The 18,950-nt window shown below is 71.7% G+C and carries 15 protein-coding genes and 1 tRNA gene; 3 read left to right on the forward strand and 13 right to left on the reverse strand.

All coding sequences use genetic code 11. The annotated features are described in order from the left end of the window. Window positions 1-2: 2 nt before the first annotated feature. From FB471_RS03215 to FB471_RS03245, 7 genes are all read right to left on the reverse strand, one after another. Window positions 3-809 (reverse strand): ESX secretion-associated protein EspG, encoded by an 807-nt coding sequence (locus FB471_RS03215; RefSeq protein ID WP_141995853.1) that lies wholly within the window; start codon window positions 807-809, stop codon window positions 3-5. After that, the gene (locus FB471_RS03220) at window positions 806-1,177 is read right to left on the reverse strand and encodes a hypothetical protein (protein WP_141995854.1); all 372 of its coding nucleotides are present in this window, start codon (window positions 1,175-1,177) and stop codon (window positions 806-808) included. Before FB471_RS03220 ends, FB471_RS03215 begins: the two co-directional genes overlap by 4 nt. After that, a complete protein-coding gene (locus FB471_RS03225) occupies window positions 1,174-2,373 on the reverse strand; it encodes a hypothetical protein (RefSeq protein WP_141995855.1) in 1,200 nt (399 codons plus the stop codon). Before FB471_RS03225 ends, FB471_RS03220 begins: the two co-directional genes overlap by 4 nt. Before the next feature lie 126 nt (window positions 2,374-2,499). Beyond that, a complete protein-coding gene (locus FB471_RS03230) occupies window positions 2,500-4,902 on the reverse strand; it encodes a helix-turn-helix domain-containing protein (protein WP_141995856.1) in 2,403 nt (800 codons plus the stop codon). Between the two features lie 40 nt (window positions 4,903-4,942). Next, on the reverse strand, window positions 4,943-7,225 hold the full coding sequence (locus FB471_RS03235) for an ATP-binding protein (RefSeq protein ID WP_246076226.1): 2,283 nt from the start codon (window positions 7,223-7,225) through the stop codon (window positions 4,943-4,945). A gap of 202 nt (window positions 7,226-7,427) precedes the next feature. Beyond that, window positions 7,428-9,659, reverse strand: coding sequence for a catalase/peroxidase HPI (gene katG, locus FB471_RS03240; protein WP_141995858.1), 2,232 nt, complete (start codon window positions 9,657-9,659; stop codon window positions 7,428-7,430). 28 nt (window positions 9,660-9,687) lie between these two features. Continuing rightward, complete coding sequence (locus FB471_RS03245) at window positions 9,688-10,119, reverse strand: Fur family transcriptional regulator (protein ID WP_141995859.1); 432 nt, start codon at window positions 10,117-10,119, stop codon at window positions 9,688-9,690. Between FB471_RS03245 and FB471_RS34430 the strand changes: the two genes are divergently transcribed. Beyond that, entirely contained in the window at window positions 10,113-10,529 is a 417-nt protein-coding gene (locus tag FB471_RS34430; RefSeq protein WP_211357938.1) for a hypothetical protein, read from the forward strand. The genes FB471_RS03245 and FB471_RS34430 overlap by 7 nt on opposite strands. Window positions 10,530-10,674: 145 nt before the next feature. Here FB471_RS34430 and FB471_RS03255 read toward each other — a convergent pair whose 3' ends face one another. The 4 genes from FB471_RS03255 to FB471_RS03275 form a co-directional block, all read right to left on the reverse strand. Beyond that, window positions 10,675-12,576, reverse strand: a complete 1,902-nt coding sequence (locus tag FB471_RS03255) for a S9 family peptidase (RefSeq protein WP_141995860.1) — start codon at window positions 12,574-12,576, stop codon at window positions 10,675-10,677. 854 nt (window positions 12,577-13,430) lie between these two features. After that, window positions 13,431-13,504: transfer RNA gene (locus FB471_RS03265), tRNA-Pro, on the reverse strand. A 76-nt stretch (window positions 13,505-13,580) separates the two neighbouring features. Beyond that, window positions 13,581-14,282, reverse strand: coding sequence for a DJ-1/PfpI family protein (locus FB471_RS03270; protein ID WP_141995861.1), 702 nt, complete (start codon window positions 14,280-14,282; stop codon window positions 13,581-13,583). An 81-nt stretch (window positions 14,283-14,363) separates the two neighbouring features. After that, window positions 14,364-16,313 carry an aconitate hydratase gene (locus FB471_RS03275; RefSeq protein ID WP_141995862.1) on the reverse strand — a complete coding sequence of 650 codons (1,950 nt, stop codon included), beginning with the start codon at window positions 16,311-16,313 and terminating at the stop codon, window positions 14,364-14,366. A gap of 74 nt (window positions 16,314-16,387) precedes the next feature. Between FB471_RS03275 and FB471_RS03280 the strand changes: the two genes are divergently transcribed. Both FB471_RS03280 and crcB read left to right on the forward strand, forming a co-directional pair. Continuing rightward, window positions 16,388-16,819, forward strand: a complete 432-nt coding sequence (locus tag FB471_RS03280) for a fluoride efflux transporter FluC (protein ID WP_141995863.1) — start codon at window positions 16,388-16,390, stop codon at window positions 16,817-16,819. Then, window positions 16,816-17,190, forward strand: a complete 375-nt coding sequence (gene crcB, locus FB471_RS03285; RefSeq protein WP_141995864.1) for a fluoride efflux transporter CrcB — start codon at window positions 16,816-16,818, stop codon at window positions 17,188-17,190. Before FB471_RS03280 ends, crcB begins: the two co-directional genes overlap by 4 nt. Here crcB and FB471_RS03290 read toward each other — a convergent pair. Further along, window positions 17,171-18,364: a GDSL-type esterase/lipase family protein gene (locus FB471_RS03290; RefSeq protein WP_141995865.1), complete on the reverse strand. Its 1,194-nt coding sequence runs from the start codon at window positions 18,362-18,364 to the stop codon at window positions 17,171-17,173. The genes crcB and FB471_RS03290 overlap by 20 nt on opposite strands. Beyond that, entirely contained in the window at window positions 18,361-18,945 is a 585-nt protein-coding gene (locus tag FB471_RS03295) for a TetR/AcrR family transcriptional regulator (RefSeq protein ID WP_141995866.1), read from the reverse strand. The genes FB471_RS03290 and FB471_RS03295 overlap by 4 nt, the downstream gene beginning before the upstream one ends. Between the last annotated feature and the right edge of the window lie 5 nt (window positions 18,946-18,950).

The raw sequence follows: 18,950 nt of genomic DNA on the forward strand, positions 1-18,950 counted from the left end.
CGCTAGCGGCGGGCGAGCGTCGCCGCCTCGCGTAGTACCCGGACCAGTTCGCCGCGCCGCAACGGGTTGATGCTCACCCAGCCGCGAGCGTCGTTGTCCACCCTGATTCTCCCTTGCGGACTGTCCAACCACGACAGTTCCAGCGGGCGCTCCGCTCCGCCCGCTCGCCGGACGACGGTGCCGAGCTGCCCACGTCCGGTCACCGGCGGCACCAGCTCGACGAGCGCGTCGACAGCGGCCTCGTCGCCCCCGCGTTCCCGGATCAGCGTGCGCACACGCTTCCGGGGTGCCGCGATACCCGCCGTGTTCTCGAGCAGCCGCGTCGCGTCACCGACGACGCCGGGAGGCAAAGTGATCGGCGCCGCCGGCGCGGCCTCCACCCTCGGGATCCGGTTCGTGAACTCGTCGGTCAGCGCGGTCGCCGTGACCCGCGTGACGGCGACCGGACCCGGTGTGCCGCCGATCGACTGGCGGCACACCACCGCGCGACGCCCGTGGACCATGGCCAGGACGCCGGTCGCCTTACCACGGTCGACCACCACGAGGTCGACCGTGCTCCGGTGCTCGCGCAGCGCGGTGACCAGGTCCGCCGCGGCGCCGACCGGCCCGCGTGCCGTGGCGAGGCCTCGCTCGGACAGTGCCTGGGCGGCCCCGCCCAGCAGCGCCTTGCGCTCGCCCTCGATCCGGCCGAACGAGGGCACCCGCAGCGGAAACGGGAAGCGCTCCCCCGCGAAGGTCGCGAGGAGGTCCAGCTCCGGCAAGCTGAACGGGACGCCGTGTTCGACGGGTGGTTCGGTCGTCACCGTCATGCGGGCCGCCCTGATGAACCGGGCCGGCCGGCCGCGTCACCGACCTCTCCCCTGGCCCGAACGTCCTCGCCGGACTGGTCCTCGTGCTCCTCGTACTTCCGCTTGGCACTGGCGAGCAGTTGCTTGTACTCCCGCACCTCCCGCTCCGTGGCCTCGACCTCGCCGGCGAGGCCGGAACTGCCCGCAGCCTCGCGCAACCGCATCGCCAGGTGCACGGCCGGCGGCGCGGTGCCGAGCATCGGCAGCCGCTCGGCCAGCCGGCTCGCGGTGGCCACCAGGTCGCCGGTCAGGTCACCGAGCTCGGCCAGCGTCGTGATCCGCTGGTCGAGCAGGTCCAGCTCGAGTCCGATTCCCTGCCCGTCGCTCACCGGCGGGCCTCCGGCGGAAGGCCGATGACCGCTTCGCTACCCGGCTCCGCGAGCGGGAAGAGCTCGTGGTCGATCGTCGGCAGGTGGTTTTCGTGCTCTTCCCCCTCCGACCCGCCGCGCGCGCCGGCACCGGGTGGCACCGTGCCCCCGAGCGCACCCGTACGCGCCGCGGCCGACTCGGCGGCGACCTGCGCCGCCGCGCCGCCCGGCCCACCCTGGATCGGCATCGCACCGGCCCGCATGCCCTGTGCCAACGGGTTGGCGGGGCCCATCCCGGCGACGGGGCCCATCCCCGCGGCCTGTCCCATCCCGGTGACGACGCGCCCCGCGCCCACGAGCGCGCCGGCGGTGGCACCCGCCGACGGCCCCGTGGCCGCGCCGCCACCGCCTCCGGAGCCGACCAGGTCCCGCCAGGACCGCGTGCCGCCTGCGGCCCCACCGGCGGGCTCGGTCGTGCCGCTCGGCGTCGCGGCGGCGGCCGGAATCGTTCCCTGCGCCTGGCCGATCAGGTGACTCGAGTCCGTCAGGCTGGATTCGTAGGTTCGCATCGAGCGGACCGCTTGCTGCTTGTGCATGTCCGTCGCGTTGGCGCCGACGTAGAAGCTGAACCCCGCGCCGCCCACCGCGTCGAAGGCATTGCCCGTGTCCGCGGTGGGCGTGCTCGGTGCCGGCCGGCTCGCCGGCGTCGCCGCGGTGAGATCCGCCCAGTTCGTCGCCGCGTCGGTCATCGGCGCGGCCGCCTCCCCCGGTGGCGCGGGCATCGTGGCCCGTGCCCTCGCCAGCGCGTCGGCCGCCTGCTCCGCGGCCCGCTCACCCGCGTGGGCCAGCTCGGCGATCTTCTCCACCCGGTCGGCGAGCAGGTCGAGCCTGCGCGCGGCCTGCTCGGCGCCCGTGCCCTGCCAGCCCTCCAGTAACGCGACCCGCTGCTCGCGCAGCACCTCGGCGTGGTTGACCAGCGCGGACCGGTGCTCGGACCACTCCGCGGCGATGGTGCTGACGTCGGCGACATCGGCGTCCTGCCACAACATCTGGTACAACTCCTCGTGGCTGTAGGTGTCCCAGTTCACGCCGCCTTCCGGCGGCGCGGGCCGGCCGAAATACCCATCCCACACACCGGACGTTCCCGTGGTCGCCGGTTGCTCGGCCGCGGACACCGGCTCCGGCCACACCCCTTCCGCTGACGTCTCGCTCGCCACCCCAGAATCCCCTTTCCGGTCGCTGACCCCTGGTCGGCGGTGCCCCATGCTCGTGGCCGCGGGGAACAGCGCGGAAGGTCACGCGGCGGCCATTTCTGGCCGGTGGTCTTGACCAGGCAAAAGGACTCAGCGACCGGCGCGGTACGCCTTCGCGAGGTGCTCCTGCAGGCGCGCGTGGCGGAACTGGTAGACGGCGCCGGACCGGCGCAGCACGCCCCGCCGGTAGGCGTCGTCGAGCAACGCGTTGACAGCCCAGGGCAACCTGCCGACGAGCGGGAGGCGGAAGCGAGTGAAGAGGAGCCACTGCCCCCACGCGGTGAAGGTCACGATGTACGCCAGGCCCGCGCTCATCCCGCCCATCAGTCCCAGCAGCAGACCGGTCTCCAGGTTCCAGTGCAGATCCCAGGGCAGCGGATCCGCGATCGCCTGCACCGCACCGATGGCCGCGAAGCCGCCGAAGGCGATGGCCAGCGCGAGGGCGAGCGCGAGCCCGCAGGCGAGGCGTAGCGCGGTCGCGCGGTTGGCCGCGAGCAGATCGCCGGGGCTGGTGGCGGTGGTGAGGTTGGCCGGCGCCTCGAGGACGGCCGCGAGTGCCAGCACCACCCCACAGGCCAGACCGAAGACGAGGGCGTAGACGCCGGCGTCGACAAGGGTCACCCGCACGAGCACGCCGGCGTCGACAGCGTAGGTCCAGTTCGGGGACAGCACCTTCACCACGGTGGCCGCCAGCGCATAACCGACGCCCGCGACAACGCCGCCCAGCACCCCGGCCGCGAACCGCGCGACGACCTTGCGCCGGAAGCCGGGCTGCCGACCCGATCGGTCGAGCAGCCGCACCCGGACTCGCGTCGGCTCGGGCATCCTGCCCCTGCGCACCACCACCAGCAGGTACAGCAGGCCGAACGGCACGCCGACGACCGGGCCGATGACCAGCCCGTCCACGAGGACGACATGCCCATGCAGCGGCGTGCCGGACACGAGCGCGTTGACGGGGCTGAAGACCAGCCAGTCGACCAGCGCCGCGGCCACACACGCGAAAGCCGCCACCAGAAGGACACGCGACGAGCGGCGAAGCGAGCCGCCCATCCGCCACCATTCCAGGTCGCCGGTGCCCCGCCGGTCGAGGTCGTCGGCGAGGAATCCCAGCCAGCGCCGAACGCGGTCGACCTCCCAGCTCCGCCGCGTGCCGCCGTCGCGGGCGGATGCCGCCTGCCCGCCGTACACGGTGGGCACGAAGGTGTCGAGCAGGTGCTCCTCGACGGCGCGCGGCGTGGGGAACCGCGTGGCGTCCAGCAGGTCGGTCGGGTCGCGGTCGCGCGAGTCACTGTAGACCGTGCGGGCGAGGCCGACCATGAGCGGCGTCGTCAGCACGGCGGCCAGGTTGGCCGGCGGGCTCGCCTCGGCATTGTCGGGGTCACGCAACGCGCTGAGGACGGCGTCCCACGTGGTGCCGCTGCCGCCGTCGGCGGTGCCGCGTCGGGCGGTGCGGGGCAGGTAGCCTGCGAGGTCGTCGGGGGTGAGGTCGGTCAGCTCGACCACGGCGGCCGAGGTCAGCACGTCGACCACGGTCACGGCCCGCTGGTACTCGGCGAAACGGCTGGTCAGCACCAGCGGCGTCGACAGGGAGTTCAGCGTTTCCAGGGCCGGGCGGTGCAGGCCCTCGGCGATCTCGTCGAAGCCGTCGAGCACCGGCAGGACGCGCCCGGTGTCGACCAGCACGGCCGCCAGCGTCGCCCCGCCGGGCGCGGCGGCGGCGAGGCCGGGCTGGTCACGCTGCAACCTCTCGACCAGCCACGTGCGCAACGGTGTCGCGGTCGGGTCCCACGACCCGATGTCGAAGATCACCGGGACCGCGCCGCCCGGCTCCCGCGCGGCCAGCGTATCGAGGACGAACCGCAGGGCCAGCACGGTCTTGCCCGAGCCGGCGCGGCCCAGCACCACCAGCCGCCGTGACGGAACACGCCGGTAGGCGCTCGCGATGTCGCCCACCTCGCCGGAGAGGTCCAGCGGGGCGGCGGTCACGCCAGCGGGGACGCGGCAGATGTTGTCCCAGTGGTCGGCAAGGTGCTCAGGTGCCTGCCGCCACCGCACGGGCAGCGGGAACGGGTCGTGCACGCGGCGCAGTTCCTCCGCGCGCCGCAGCCGGGCGGCCATGACCCTGGCCAGGTGGTCGGCCGCCTCGGACACCTCCGGCGGGACCGCGGGCAGTCCTCCGGGTGCCGGTACGGAACGCGCTTCGCCCTCCACCGGTGCCGGCCCAGCGGCGGTGGGGGACGGTGCGGGCTCGGGCGGCTCCTGTCGCGGTTGCTTACCGTCGGCCGCGGCCAGCAGGTTACGGCGTTCGTCGGGGGTCACGTCCAGCGCGTCGGCGAGCAAGGTCACCGTGCCGACACGCGGGTCGGTGCCGCTGCCGGTCTCCAGCCTGCGAATGGTCCGCACGCCGACACCGGACCGCGCGGCCAGCTCGTCCTGGGTCAGGCCCGCCCGGCGCCGGGCATCACGAAGGAGGACGCCGAAACGGTTGGCCACGTCGGAGTTCCTCCATGCGCACGGTGCGGACCCGCCGATCCTAGTAAGCCCACCGGCCACGAACGGCAGGTGGTCGACCTGGTTCGTGGCCTGCGAAACCGGCAGGACCTCGCCGGGCTCGGGCCTCGGTGACGACGGTGGGGTCGAGGTTGGGGTGCTGCCGAGCGGCCCGGCTCCAATGGTGCCGGGCTCGGTCCGGTCTACCCAGGGCCGCGGCGATGTTGCCGAGGCCGGTCTCGGCGCGCGCGGCTTCGAAGGTGCTTCCGCATCGATGGCTGCGCTCGAGCGCGTCGCTGTATGCGGTCGCCGCCTCCTCGTGCTCGCCCGCGTGGAAGTGGATCCAGCCGCGCGCGTTGCAGGCCATGGTCGCGTCCAGGTCGAGGCCGAGCTCTTCGAACGCGGTGAGTGCCTCGGTGGCGTGGTCGAGCGCGCCAGGGTGATCACCGAGTTCGGCCAGGACCATGGCGAGGCCGCGTTGGGCGATGGCGGCGTTGCGGTGGGCTCCGGTTCGCCGGTAGAACGCGAACGCGGTCCACATACCTTCGGCCGCGCCGGCGTGGTCGCCGCGGAAGAAGTGGATCCAGGCGAGGTTGTTGAGGGTGGTGTGCACCCCGTTCTCGTCGCCGATGGTGCGGAACAGCGGCAGCGCGGCACGGTAGTGGCGTTCGGCGCCGCCGACGTCCCCGCGGTCGATGGTGGCGACGCCGAGGTTGTTGACCGTGATGGCCTGGGCCCAGGTGTCCCCGACGGCCTCGGCGGAGGCGAGAGCGTGTTCGTGGGTGGTGATCCAGGGGTCCCAGAGTTTGGTGAGGAAGAAGAAGCCGCGCAGCGCGAACGCGAGCTGCCAGCACCGGTCGTGGACACCGTGCCGTGCGGCGAGAGCGCAGAGCGCGACCAGGTTGGCCCACTCCCCCCGGATCCAGTCCTCCCCGGAACCGTCGCGGTGGAAGTCCGGCACCGACACGGGCAGGTACGGGTAGGCGAACTCGGGTCGGTATCGCTGCGGGGCCAGGATCCGGTCCACCTGGTCGGTGGCGTGCAGGGTGAGATCCAGCAGCCGGCGCAGCGCGACGCGCCGTTCGGTCCCGGGAATCTCGGGGAGCGCGACGGTGCGGGCGAAGGTGCGGAGAAGATCGTGGAACTGGTACCGGCCGGTGTGCTGGTGGGTAAGGAGGTGCGCGTCGTGCAAGCCGGCCAGCAGAGCTTCCGTGGTGCGGAGGTCCGTGTCGGCCAGGGCGGCGGCGCTGTAGAGCTCGAGGTCCGTCCCGGGGTGGAGGGCCAGGAGCCCGAACAGGCGTCGTTGCCCGGGCGGTAGGTCCTGGTAGGACAGTCGGAAGGTGGCCGTGACACTGCGCTCGCCGTCGTCGAGCTCACCCAGTCGAGCTGATTCGACGGCGAGACGCTGATCGAGATCGGCCGGGCTCCAGCTGGGGTTCGCGCGCAGCCGAGCCCCGGCGACCCGGATGGCAAGGGGAAGCCGGCCGCAGTGGTCCACGACGCTGCCGAACACCTCCTCGGCACCGTCCCCACCGGGGTGGTCCCGGACCAGCTCGGCGAGCAGGTCGATCGCCTGGGTCCGGGGTAGCAGGGACACCGGCACGTGCCAGGCGTCGTCGAGCGCGGCGAGCCGGTGCCTGCTGGTGATCAGGACCCGGCATTTCGGCTCGGCCGGGATCAGCGGACGCAGCTGCCGAACACTCCTGGCGTTGTCCAGGACGATCAGCATGCTCCGGCCCAGCAGGCGGTCCCGATACAGCGCGGCCCGGTCGTCGACGTCGGCCGGAATCTCCTCGCCGGGAACTCCGAGGAACCTCAGGAACCGGTCCAGCGCTTCGGCCGCGGTGACCTCGCCGGCATCCGGGGTGTGCCCGCGCAGGTCCAGGAACAGGTGGCCATCGGTGAAACGGGCCTGCAGGCGGTGTGCGCAGCGCACCGCCAGTGTCGTCTTGCCGACCCCGGCCATGCCATGGACCGCGCACACCGCCGCTGCCCCATCCACCTCCCGCGACAACGCCGCCCGGATCTGGTCGAGTTCCTCGGCCCGGCCGGTGAAGTGCGGGGTGACCGCGGGCAACCCGGATCGCATGGGCGTCAACACCACCCCACGTCGGCGGGGTGCGGCATCGGCGGGCAGCAGGGACGCCAGCGCTCCTCCGGTGGTGAACTCGGTATCGCACAGGGCGGCCAGCGCCGCGTTGGGCCGGGCGGCACCGGTCTCCACCTTGCTCAGGTAACCCTTGCTGTAGTGGACCTTCGCCGCCAGGTCCGTCAGCGACAGCCCGGCCTCCCGCCGCAACCTGCGCAACTCCGCCCCGAACGACACGTCCGAGCTCCTCACCCGCGGCCTGTGGCTCAGCACCAGTATGGCGGGAACGGCAAGCCCGGTCACCCGTGCCATCCGGCCGTACTGTCGCGTCCAGCCGTGCCACGGCCGCTTCGGCGACCCGCCGCGACAGGCCGCAGGTGTTCCCGGAGGAAAGTCGGCCGGTGTCCGGGCCGGCGCACGGCCGGCCCGGACACCGGGCTCAGACCAGGTCGAACCGGTCGAGGTTCATAACCCGGTCCCAGGCGGCCACGAAGTCGCGTACGAACTTCTCCCCCGCGTCGTCGCTCGCGTAGACCTCGGCGAGCGCGCGCAGCTCGGAGTTCGAGCCGAACACGAGGTCGACCCGGCTACCGGTCCACTTGACCTCGCCGCTGTGCCGGTCGCGGCCCTCGAAGGACTCCGCCTCCGAACCCGACCCGGCCTCCGGGGCCCACTCCGTGCCCATGTCGAGCAGGTTCACGAAGAAGTCGTTGGTCAGCGAACCGGGCCTGTCGGTGAGCACCCCGAGGGAGGACCTGTCGTAGTTCGCGCCCAGCGCCCGCAGTCCACCGACGAGCACCGTCATCTCCGGCGCGCTCAACGTAAGCAGGTTCGCCTTGTCGATGAGCATGTACTCGGCGGGCTGCGGGGCGGCCTTGCCGACGTAGTTGCGGAACCCGTCGGCGAGGGGTTCGAGGTGCGAGAACGACTCGACGTCGGTCTGCTCCTCGGTCGCGTCCGTACGCCCCGGCGTGAACGGCACCTCGATGTCCTGGCCCGCGTTCTTCGCGGCCTGCTCGACGCCGACACATCCAGCGAGGACGATCAGGTCGGCGAGCGAGACCTTCTTGCCGCCGCTCTGCGCGGAGTTGAACGACTCCTGGATGCCCTCCAGCGTGCGCAGCACCTTCGCCAGCTGGTCGGGGTTGTTGACCTCCCAGCTCCGCTGCGGCTCCAGCCGGATCCGCGCACCGTTGGCGCCGCCCCGCTTGTCGCTGCCCCGGAACGACGAGGCCGCCGCCCACGCCGTCGACACCAGCTCGGAGACCGACAGGCCCGAGCCGAGGACCCGGCTCTTCAGGTCCGCGATGTCCGAGGCGTCGACCAGGTCGTGGTCGACCGCGGGGATCGGGTCCTGCCAGATCAGCGTCTCGCTCGGCACCTCGGGGCCGAGGTAGCGCTGGATCGGCCCCATGTCCCGGTGGGTCAGCTTGAACCAGGCACGGGCGAAGGCGTCCGCGAGCTGGTCGGGGTTCTCCATGAAACGCCGGGAGATCGGCTCGTAGACCGGGTCGACCTTGAGCGCGAGGTCCGTGGTGAGCATGTTCGGCGCGATCTTCTTCGCCGGGTCGTGGGCATGCGGGACCGTACCCTCACCCGCGCCGTCCTTCGGCTTCCACTGCCAGCCACCGCCCGAACCCTCGTACAGCTCCCACTCGTACCCGAACAGGTTCTCGAAGAAGCCGTTGCTCCACCGGGTCGGCGTGCTGGTCCAGGTGACCTCCAGGCCGCTGGTGATGGCGTCGGCACCCTTGCCGGTGCCGTAGCTGTTCTTCCAGCCGAGGCCCTGCCCCTCGAGGGAAGCGCCCTCCGGGTCGGCACCCAGGTGGGAGTCGGGGGCCGCGCCGTGGGTCTTGCCGAAGGTGTGCCCGCCGGCGATCAGCGCGACGGTCTCCTCGTCGTTCATCGCCATCCGGCCGAAGGTCTCGCGGATGTCCCTGGCAGCGGCGACGGGGTCCGGCTTGCCCTCGGGGCCTTCCGGGTTCACGTAGATCAGGCCCATGTGGGTCGCGCCCAGCGGGTTCTCCAGGACGCGCTGCTCGCCGCCCGAGATGCGCATGTCGCTGCCGAGCCAGGTGGTCTCGGAGCCCCAGTAGACATCGTCCTCGGGCTCCCAGGAGTCCTCACGGCCGCCGGCGAAGCCGAAGGTCTTGACGCCCATCGACTCCAGCGCGACGTTGCCGGTCAGGATGAGCAGGTCGGCCCACGAGATGTTCTTGCCGTACTTCTGCTTGACCGGCCACAGCAGCCGGCGGGCCTTGTCCAGGCTGATGTTGTCCGGCCAGCTGTTCAGCGGGGCGAAACGCTGCTGACCGGCGCCCGCACCGCCGCGGCCGTCGCTCACGCGATAGGTCCCCGCGCTGTGCCAGGCCATCCGGATCATCAGCGGGCCGTAGTGGCCGAAGTCGGCAGGCCACCAGTCCTGCGAGGTCGTCAGCACCTCCTCGATGTCCCGCTTCACGGTCGGCAGGTCGAGGCTGTTGAACGCCTCGGCGTAGTCGAACTCCTCGTCCATCGGGTTGGCCGCGGGCGGGTTCTTGGCAAGGATCTTCAGGTTGAGCCGGCTCGGCCACCAGTAGGTGTTGCTGACGCCCTGAGTCGGGTGCGGGAGCCGGTTGCCGTGCGCGACCGGACAACCGCCCGCGGCGGCTTCTTCGTTGTTCTCGGACATGAAATCCCTTCGGACGGTTCAGCGTTGCTCAGGAACGGGTTGCGGTGAAGCAGGTGGGACACAGGCCCCAGTAGATGACCTCGGCCTCGTCGATCACGAAGCCGTGGTCGTCGGACGCCGCCAGGCAAGGCGCCGTGCCAACGGCGCAGTCGACATCGGCGATGGCCCCGCACGACCGGCACACCACGTGGTGGTGGTTGTCCCCCACCCGCGACTCGTAACGCGCCACGGAGCCCGGCGGCTGGATACGTCGCACCAGCCCCGCGGCGGTCAGCGCGCGCAGTACGTCGTAGACGGCCTGATGGGACACCCCGCCGAGGCTCCCCCGCACGATACCGATGATCGAGTCCGTGTCGGCGTGCGGATGGTCGTGGACCGCGGACAGCACCGCCACCCGGGGACGCGTCACCCGCAGGGCGACCCCGCGCAGCATGCGCTCGAGGTCCGAGGTCGTTGGCACGCCCGGCAGTGTGCCCGAGTTTCTGGAATCAATCAAGATTCAGTCGCCGCGGTCAAGGTGCGGGCCTTACGCAGGGCGACCATACCGCCGACCGCGAAGGCCACCACGACGAGGGCGCCGATGGCGGCGACGGTGTGCGGCCCGCCGGCGAAGGCTTCCCTGACCGAACTCAGCAGGGTCTCGCCGGCCCGGTCACCGAGCCCACCGGCGACGTTGACCGCACCGGCAAGGCTCCCGGCGGCTTCGGCCGCCGCGACCGCGCCGAGGCGGAGAACTGGGCTGGCGAGATCGAAGGTATCGACACGACCCTCACCTTCCCGCGAGCCAAGCGTGAGGACACCCGGCGAACGCTCCGTCGACCGGCCATCAGCCTGGGCATCCCCACGTTCAGGGGGGCAAGCGGGCAATGAGCCGCGCCTTGTCGAGCAACGGCAACGTCACACTCGTCGGCGAGGCAAGGGACACGCCTCGCGTCGCGACCTGCCCGCGAGCGATCTTGCCGCCCTCATCGTCATTGTCATGGGAATCAACGAGACCAGGGCCACGTGCCCTTGGTCAGGGCCGGAGCCAGCGGTCGAACCAGGCACGGGTCCGGCGCAGGACGTCGAGTTGGTGAGGGCGTTCGCGGATCGAGTGGCCCTCTCTCGGGTAGATCACGAACTCGTGCTCGACGCCGAAGTGGCGCAGCGCCCGGTGGAAGTACACGGACTGGCCGAGGGGAACGTTGGTGTCCTCGGCGCCGTGCAGGATGAGCACCGGGGTGTGAACGCGGCTGGCGAAGGAGATCGGGCTGACCGCGTCGTGCGGATGCGGGCCGACGCCGGACCACCCGGTGCTGCCGCCGAGCGCGGCATCGAGCTGGCCGTACTCTCCGGTCGCGGCGAGCATGCCCCAGTCGATGACGCCGGCGAGGACCAGCGCGGCGCGGAACCGGTCGGTCTGGCCGACGGCCCAGGCGGCCATGAACCCGCCGTGGCTCCCGCCGGCGATGCCCAACCGATCCGGATCGGCGACGCCCTCGGCGGTGAGCAGGTCGATGCCGGTCAGGATGTCGGTCCACTCCTCCTGTCCGACCCGGCCGGCGACACTGGCGGCGAACTGGTGGCCGTGGCCCTGGCCCCCGCGCGGGTTGGGCAGGAACACCGCGTAGCCGGCGGTGGCCAGCCACTGCGCGCTGGGGAACCAGAACAGCTGGAAACGATCGGCGAAGCGGTCGTAGGGGCCGCCGTGGGCGATGGTGACCAGCGGAAACGGGCCGTCCGACGCGGATTGTCCTGCCGGCAGTACGAGCAAGCCGTCCAGGTCGAGGCCGTCGGCGGCACGGTAAGCCAGCGGTCGCTGGGTGCCGAGCGTGACGCCGTCCAGTTCCGGGCGGGTGTTGGTGATCTTGCGCAGCGGCCCGGTCGCCGGCCCGAGGTGGACGTTCGGGGGCTGGTAGCGGGTGCCGGTCAGTGCCGCGACTTTCTCGCCGGTGGGTGTGGTGGTGAGGTCGGCGAGGCGTCCGGGGTGCCGCGACACGGTGGTGGGACCGGTGGGGTCCAGCCGGGCCAGGGTCGTGTTCAGGCCGTCGGCGAACACCACCAGTGGGGCGGTGTCGGTCTGGTGCAGCTCGGTGGGGCACATCGGCAGGTCGGCGGTGCGGTTACGCACGACGCGGCTGTGCACGGTCAAAACGAACACGGCGGTGCCGGCGTGCAGAACCGGTGGGGTGAGTGCGAGGTACCCGAGGTGCCAGCCGTCCTCGCCTGGCCACCAGGCCAGAGAGTGTGCGTCTACCCCGACCGGCCCGAGGTCCACCGTGGCCCCGGTCGCGGGGTCGAACAGGTGCAGCTGGCCGGTGCGGGGGCCGTAGTCCTTGTCGCCGCTGGCCTGGGTGAGCACGGCGAGCGGGCCACCGTCGGGACGTTGCCGCAGTTCCACCACGTGCCGGTCGCCGAACACAGCCGGGGTGGTGACCTGGCCGGTGCGCAGGTCGAGCAGGCGCAACCGGTCCCGCGGTTCGCGTTCGCCGACGACTATGGCGTCGTCGCGGTCCCGGGCGCGGCGCGCGTCCCGCTCGGTGGGTTCGTCCTGGGCGAGCAGAGCGACCAGGTTGGGGTCGGCGAGCGGCAGGTGGTCGCTGATGCCGGCGCGCCAGTGGGTCACCGCGGTCGCCGCGCCGTCGGCGAGGGTGAGCCGGTGCACCTGCGAGGTACCGCGGTCAGCTCGGTCGGACAGGAAGAACAGCGTGCCCGAGTCCGCGGACCAGCGTGGTCGGGACTCCGTCGACGTGTCGGCGGTCGCCCGGCGCGACGCGGTGGCGCCGTCGGTGTCGACGAGCCGGAGTTCGGTGTCGAGGTGGTCACCGGTCCGGCTGAGGGGAGCGAGGATGTAGCACAGCAGTTGCCCGTTCGGGGCAAGGGCCGGGGTCCGCGGTGCGCGACCATCAACCACGAGTTCGGCGGTCAGACCTGTCATGTGAGCAGTCTGCCAACCTCAACAACGCAACACGCGATCGAATCAGCACAGGTTGACACGACGCTGTCCGGCCAGTTCCGGAGCGGATCGTGCCCTCGACCCGTGCCGACGATGCAGCATCCCGATGCGCCAGGCCAGCGGTAGTGCAGATAGGCACACAACAACACAGGACGCGGCCAGCCGGCACTCCCAGTGGTCGGCGGCGTCCATCGGCCGCCAGGTGGATCGTCGTGGTCGGCCCACCACGGGACCGACCGGTAGCGTGGTCGTCCGGCTCGCCGGCTGGAGTCCTCTTTTGTGAGCTCCGGCCGCGTGCTGGTGGGCCCGCACGATCCTGGAGTCCACCGACACCGCCCCGCTCACGTTCCGGTCAGCATCGGCCCGGTCGATCAGGGCGGTGAAACCCCGCTCCCAAGTGCCGTCGACGGCCACATCCGCTACTCGGCGGTATACGTCTCGCCAGTCCCGGCCGACTTACCCAGACGAAACCGCCTGGCACTGGCTAGGCACAGGCCCCACTTCCGCTGTAGAGCGGTGCCGTTTGCGCGGAGCATTGAACGGGCAGGCCGCCGTGCCCCATTGGGATGTCGTGGTGACCATGCTCGGGCTCGAACACCTACGTCGGACAGGGGTGCCGCTGGAGGACATCGCGCGGCTCCGGACACAACGGTGATGGTTCAGGGCGCGGTGGCCATGGACCGGGTCCGCCGAGCGGGCGCGACGGTCGTAGTCACCCAGCTGGTCACTCCGCCGCCTACCCGGTCCGATGAGGACCGTCCGCACGAACCTCAGGCTGGACGTAAACGGGGCCGCTGACCTGGCATTTCTCAGACCAGCGGCCCCGTTCTAGCCGGTCGGGCTGACTGGATTCGAACCAGCGACCCCTTGACCCCCAGTCAAGTGCGCTACCAAACTGCGCCACAGCCCGGCCATCGCCAGCCGCGTGGAAGGCGATGGTCAGTACTGTAGCGCGCCCGCTCCGCGACCTCGACAGCAGGTTCCGCTCAGGCTTCGGTGCTGGTCAGGCGGCCGCGCAGCTCCGGGTGGTCGGCAAGGCCTTCGCGGAGTGCCGCGTCGACGGCGGGGGCCCACCGGGCGCGCGGGGCCCGGTCCCAGTCCAGGGTGCCGAAGGGTGGGTCCGGGTCGTACTCGATGGCGAACTGCGCCTGCCAGGCCGCCTCCTCGCCCGCCAGCCGCGCGACCAGGTACAGCGCCATGTCGACGCCGGCGGCCACACCGGCCGCGGTCAGCACCGGGCCGTCCTCGACCCAGCGCCGGGAAACCGGTGTGGCGCCGAAGACCGCCAGCTTCCCCAGCATCGACCAGTGTGTCGTCGCCTCCCTTCCGTGCAGCAGCCCGGCCGCGCCGAGGATCAGGGAGCCCGTGCACACCGAGGTCATCAACTCCGCGCCGGTGGCCGCAGTACGCAGGTAGTTCAGCATCGTGTCGTCGGTCATCGCCCGGAGAGTGCCCGCCATACCGCCGGGCACGACGACGATGTCCGGCTTGGGGACCTGAGCGAAGGTCCTGTTCGGGGCGATGGCCAGTGGGGTGTCGGTCTCGTGCGTTTCCGTGGTCTGACCGACGGTGACCACGTGGTAGCCGGCGTTCAGCGCGGCCAGGGTGCCTATCACCTGCAGCGGTCCGGCCAGGTCCAGCAGCGTCAGCTCGGGATAGGTCACGAACGCGATCGTCTTCTCAGCCATGCCCGCGACGGTGCCCGACTCGGCTCCTGGGCACCGTCGCGATGTCCGGAATCCTGCGATCCCTGTCCGGCGGACAGGGCATCATGACTCTGCCAGCAACGGAATGCGGCCACCGGCCAGCACCTGCTCCACCTGCCGCTCGGACAACCGGTGCCGCAGCCGGTACTCCTCATCCCTGGTCACGTTCCGGATGGTCAGCTCCGAGCCCTTCACCTGCTCCCGCACGTCGTCCAGCACCAGGGTGTCCCCGGCCTCGACCCGGTCGTGATCCGCGGGGTCGGCGAACTCCAGCGCGAGGATGCCGAAGTTGGCCAGGTTCTGCCAGTGGATCCGGGCGAACGACTTGGCGATCACCACTCGCAGGCCCAGGTGGCGCGGGGCGATCGCGGCATGCTCGCGGGACGAACCCTGCCCGTAGTTGTCCCCGCCGACCACGACGTGCCCGCTCCCGTCGGACAGCTCGCGGGCCCGGCGCGGGTACGTCTCGTCGACCTGGGTGAAGGTGAACTCGGCGAGCCGGGGGATGTTCGATCGGAACGGCAGTGCCCTGGCCCCGGCGGGCGAGATCTCGTCGGTGGACACGTTGTCGCCCAGCTTCAGCAACACCGGGGCCTCGATCCGCTCCGGCAGCGGCGGGAAGTCCGGCAACGACGAGATGTTCGGTCCCTTGACCAGCTCCTCCCGCGCGGCCGGCTCCGGCTCCAGGGGCGGCTCCAGCATGTCCGTGTTCACCGATGCCCGCTCCGGCAGCTCGAAGGTGGGCGTGCCCACGCCGAGCCGCTCGGCCAGCTCCCGCGGGTCGGTGATCTCCCCGGTCAACGCCGCCGCGGCCGCGGTCTCCGGGGAGCACAGCCACACCGAGTCCTCCTTGGTTCCGGAGCGGCCGGGGAAGTTCCTGGGGAAGGTGCGCAGCGAGTTGTGCCCCACCGCGGGCGCCTGCCCCATGCCGATACATCCCATGCAGCCCGCCTGGTGGATCCGCGCACCCGCGGAGATCAACGCGAACGTGTCCCCCATCTTGGTGAGGTCGGCGAAGATCTCCCGCGAGGACGGGTTCACGTCGAAGCTCACCGCGTCGTCGGTCTGCCTGCCCCGCACCAACTCCGTCGCGACGGCATAGTCCCGCAGCCCCGGGTTGGCCGAGGAGCCGATCACCACCTGGCTCACCTCGGTTCCGGCCACCTCGCGCACCGGCACCACGTTGCCCGGCGAGGACGGCTTGGCGATCAGCGGCTCCAGGCCGGACAGGTCGATCTCGTCGGTCACGTCGTAGCGTGCGTCCGCCGCGGCGGGGATCTCCACGAAGTCCTGCTCCCTGTCCTCGACGCGCAGGAACTCCCGTACCGCCTCGTCTGCGGGGAACACCGTGGTGGTCGCGCCGAGCTCGGCCCCCATGTTCGCGATGACGTGCCGGTCCATCGCCGACAGCCCGGCCAGCCCCGGCCCGTGGTACTCGATGATCCGGTTCAGCCCCCCGTTCACCCCGTGCCTGCGCAGCATCTCCAGCACCACGTCCTTGGCCGACACCCACGGCGGCAGCTCGCCGGTGAGCCGAACTCCCCAGATCTCCGGCATCCGCAGGTACAGCGGCCCGCCGGAGATGGCCATCGCCACCTCGAGCCCGCCGACGCCGATGGCGAGCATGCCCAGCGACCCGGCCGCGCACGTGTGCGAGTCCGAACCCACCATCGTCTTGCCGGGCACCCCGAACCGTTGCATATGCGTCGGATGCGACACCCCGTTGCCCGGTTTGGAGTACCAGAGCCCGTACCGCCGGCAGGCCGAGCGCAGGAACGTGTGGTCCTCGGCGTTCTTCTCGTCGGTCTGCAGCAGGTTGTGGTCGATGTACTGCACGCTGACCTCGGTCCGCGCCCGGTCGAGGCCCAGTGCCTCCAGCTCCTGCATCACCAGGGTCCCGGTGGCGTCCTGGGTCAGCGTCTGGTCGATCCGCAGCGCGATCTCGCTTCCTGGCGTCATCTCCCCGCTCACCAGGTGATCGGCGATGAGTCGTTCCGCGATGGTGTTTGCCATGGCTACCTCCCGGTGGCGGCTACCCACTCCGACGCCGTGCCAATCGTCGCCGTACCCTCCACAAGGGAGGGAACATGCAGCGACGACATCGTCCACGCTGGGACGTCCTGCTGGCGATCGCCGCGGGCGGCGCGTTGGGCAGCCTGGCCCGGTACGGGCTCACCGTGGCCTTCCCCCATCCCCGCGGCGGGTTCGCCACCTCCACCCTGCTGGCGAACCTGATCGGCTGCCTGCTGGTCGGGGGGTTGATGGTGACCGTCACGGACCTGGCCCAGCCGCACCGCCTGCTCCGACCGTTTCTCGGCATCGGCCTGCTCGGTGGCTTCACCACCTTCTCGACCTACGTGCTGGACGCCACGGACTCGGCGCTCACCGGGCACCCCGGCCTCGCCCTGCTCTACGCGGTGGTCTCGGTCCTCGGTTCGCTGGCACTGGTGGTCACCGGCATGTCGGGCACCCGCGCGCTGCGCAAGCTGGTCACGGTACGGCCGAGGCAGTCCGGATGACGGCACTGCTGGTCGCGATCGGCGGCGCGGGCGGCGCGGTGCTGCGCCACCTCATCGACCGCAGGGTACAACGTAGCCACGACTCCGCCTTCCCCTGGGGCACACTGACCGTGAACGTGGTCGGGTCGGCGCTACTCGGGCTGCTCGCGGGCTGGGCGCTGACCGCCACCCAGCCGAGCGCGCTGCACGCGCTGCTCGGCACCGGCGTGTGCGGCGCGCTGACCACGTTCTCCACCTTCGGCTACGAGACGGTGCGCCTGCTCACCGACCGGGCCCGGCTGTACGCCGTGACGAACGTCGTGCTCACCGTGCTCGCCGGGGTGGGCGCCGCCGCCACCGGCCTGCTCATCGCTACCGTGCTGTGGCACTAGGGTCGGCGAAGGGGCCGCCGCCGGCGAAGGCGTGCTCGGCGAAGCGTTCACCGATCCGCCGGTGGGTGGCGGCGTCCGGGTGCAGCTGGTCGGGCAGCGGCAGTTCGGCGAAGTCGGCGGCACCGTAGAGCGCGCGGCCATCCAGGTAGTGCAGGTTCGGGTCCTCGGGCACCCGCTGCCGCACGATCCGGGTCAGCTCCTCGCGGATGACGCCCAGGGTGAGCTTCCCACTCGCCCGCTCCGCCGGGTCGCCGGTGGCCTGGAAGCGCAGCCGCCCGGCGCGAAGGGCCGGCACATCGAACGCGCCAGGGCCGGGCGTGTCTTCGTGGATGGGGCAGTAGAGGGGCGAGACGACCAGCAGCGGCGTGCCGGGGTGGCCTTCGCGGATCGTGTCGAGGAAGCCGTGGACGGCGGGGGTGAAGGCACGCAGGCGCATCAGGTCGGCGTTCACCAGGTTGATGCCGATCTTGAGGCTGATCAGGTCGGCGCGGGTGTCCCGCAGGATACGGGCGGTGAACGGATCGAGCAGGGCGCTGCCGCCGAAGCCAAGGTTGGTCAGTTCCACGCCGCCGAGAGAGGCGGCGAGTGCGGGCCAGGTGGTGCTGGGGCTGGCGGCGTTGGAGCCCTGGCTGATGGAACTGCCGTGGTGCAGCCACACCGCGCGGCCCCGGTCCGGTGCGGGTTCGACGGGGGCGTTGGCGCGCAGCGCGAGGAGTTCGGTGAGCTCGTTGTGCGGTAGCCAGATCTCGACGTGCTTCACGCCGTCGGGCAGGTCGGTGAAGCGGAGGGTGCCGGCCGGTCCGGGCTGGGTCTCGGTGTGCCCGGTGGTCATGTCGATGGTCAGGGTGTTCCCACCGGTCACGCAGGCCTGGTCGGTGCGGCGGCCGTCGACGAGCAGGTCGTACACACCATCCGGGCGAGGAGGGACGCCGCGATAGACCCGTTTGGTGCGTCGCGTCTCCAGTTCGACAGCGGTGGCCGCGGTGCGCAGGGCCAGCCGTACGCCGGAAGGCTCGGCCTCGGCCATGGCGAGTTGACCGTCGGCGCCCCGGGCGCGGGCCCAGGCGGGCAGCCGATGCGGCCGCACCCCGTGCGCGGTGTGCTCGAGGTCGAGGGCGCCGCGCAGCAGGTCCGCGGTGATGGGCGTGGTGATCCGGAGGTGCTCGCCGCTCATGGCCTCGACCCGCCGGTCGCGGGCCAGTTCCGCAGCAGGACGTCGAGCGCGTCCAGGATCCGGGACCAGCTCTCCTCGGGAGCCGGGTCGCTGTGGCTGAACGATCCCCCCAGCTCCAGGCTGACGTAGCCGTGGAAGACGCTGCCCAGCAGCCGGACCGCGTGCGTCTGCTCCGGCTCGGTCAGCTCGTAACCACGCAGGATCGCCCGCATCATCTCGGCATTCCTGCCGCCGGCACTGGCCGCTGCCGTCTCCGGGTCGAGCCTGATCCTCGCCGCGGCGTAGCGGCCGGGATGCTCCCTGGCGTAGTCGCGGTACACATCGGCGCAGGCGGTCAGGGCGTCCTTGCCTGCCCGCCCGGCCAGGGCGACGGCGAGCCGGTCGGCGAGCTCCTCCAGGGCGAGCAGGGCGATCCTGGTCCTGAGGTCCTGGGAGTTCTTCAGGTGCGAGTACAGGCTCGCGACCTTGACCTCGAACCTCCTGGCGAGCGCGGAGACGGTCACCTGCTCGAGGCCGACCTCGTCGGCCAGTTCCGCCCCGGCCCGCGTCAGGCGGTCCGCGGTCAGTCCCACACGCGCCATACCCT

Source organism: Amycolatopsis cihanbeyliensis, assembly GCF_006715045.1.
Lineage (GTDB): Bacteria > Actinomycetota > Actinomycetes > Mycobacteriales > Pseudonocardiaceae > Amycolatopsis > Amycolatopsis cihanbeyliensis.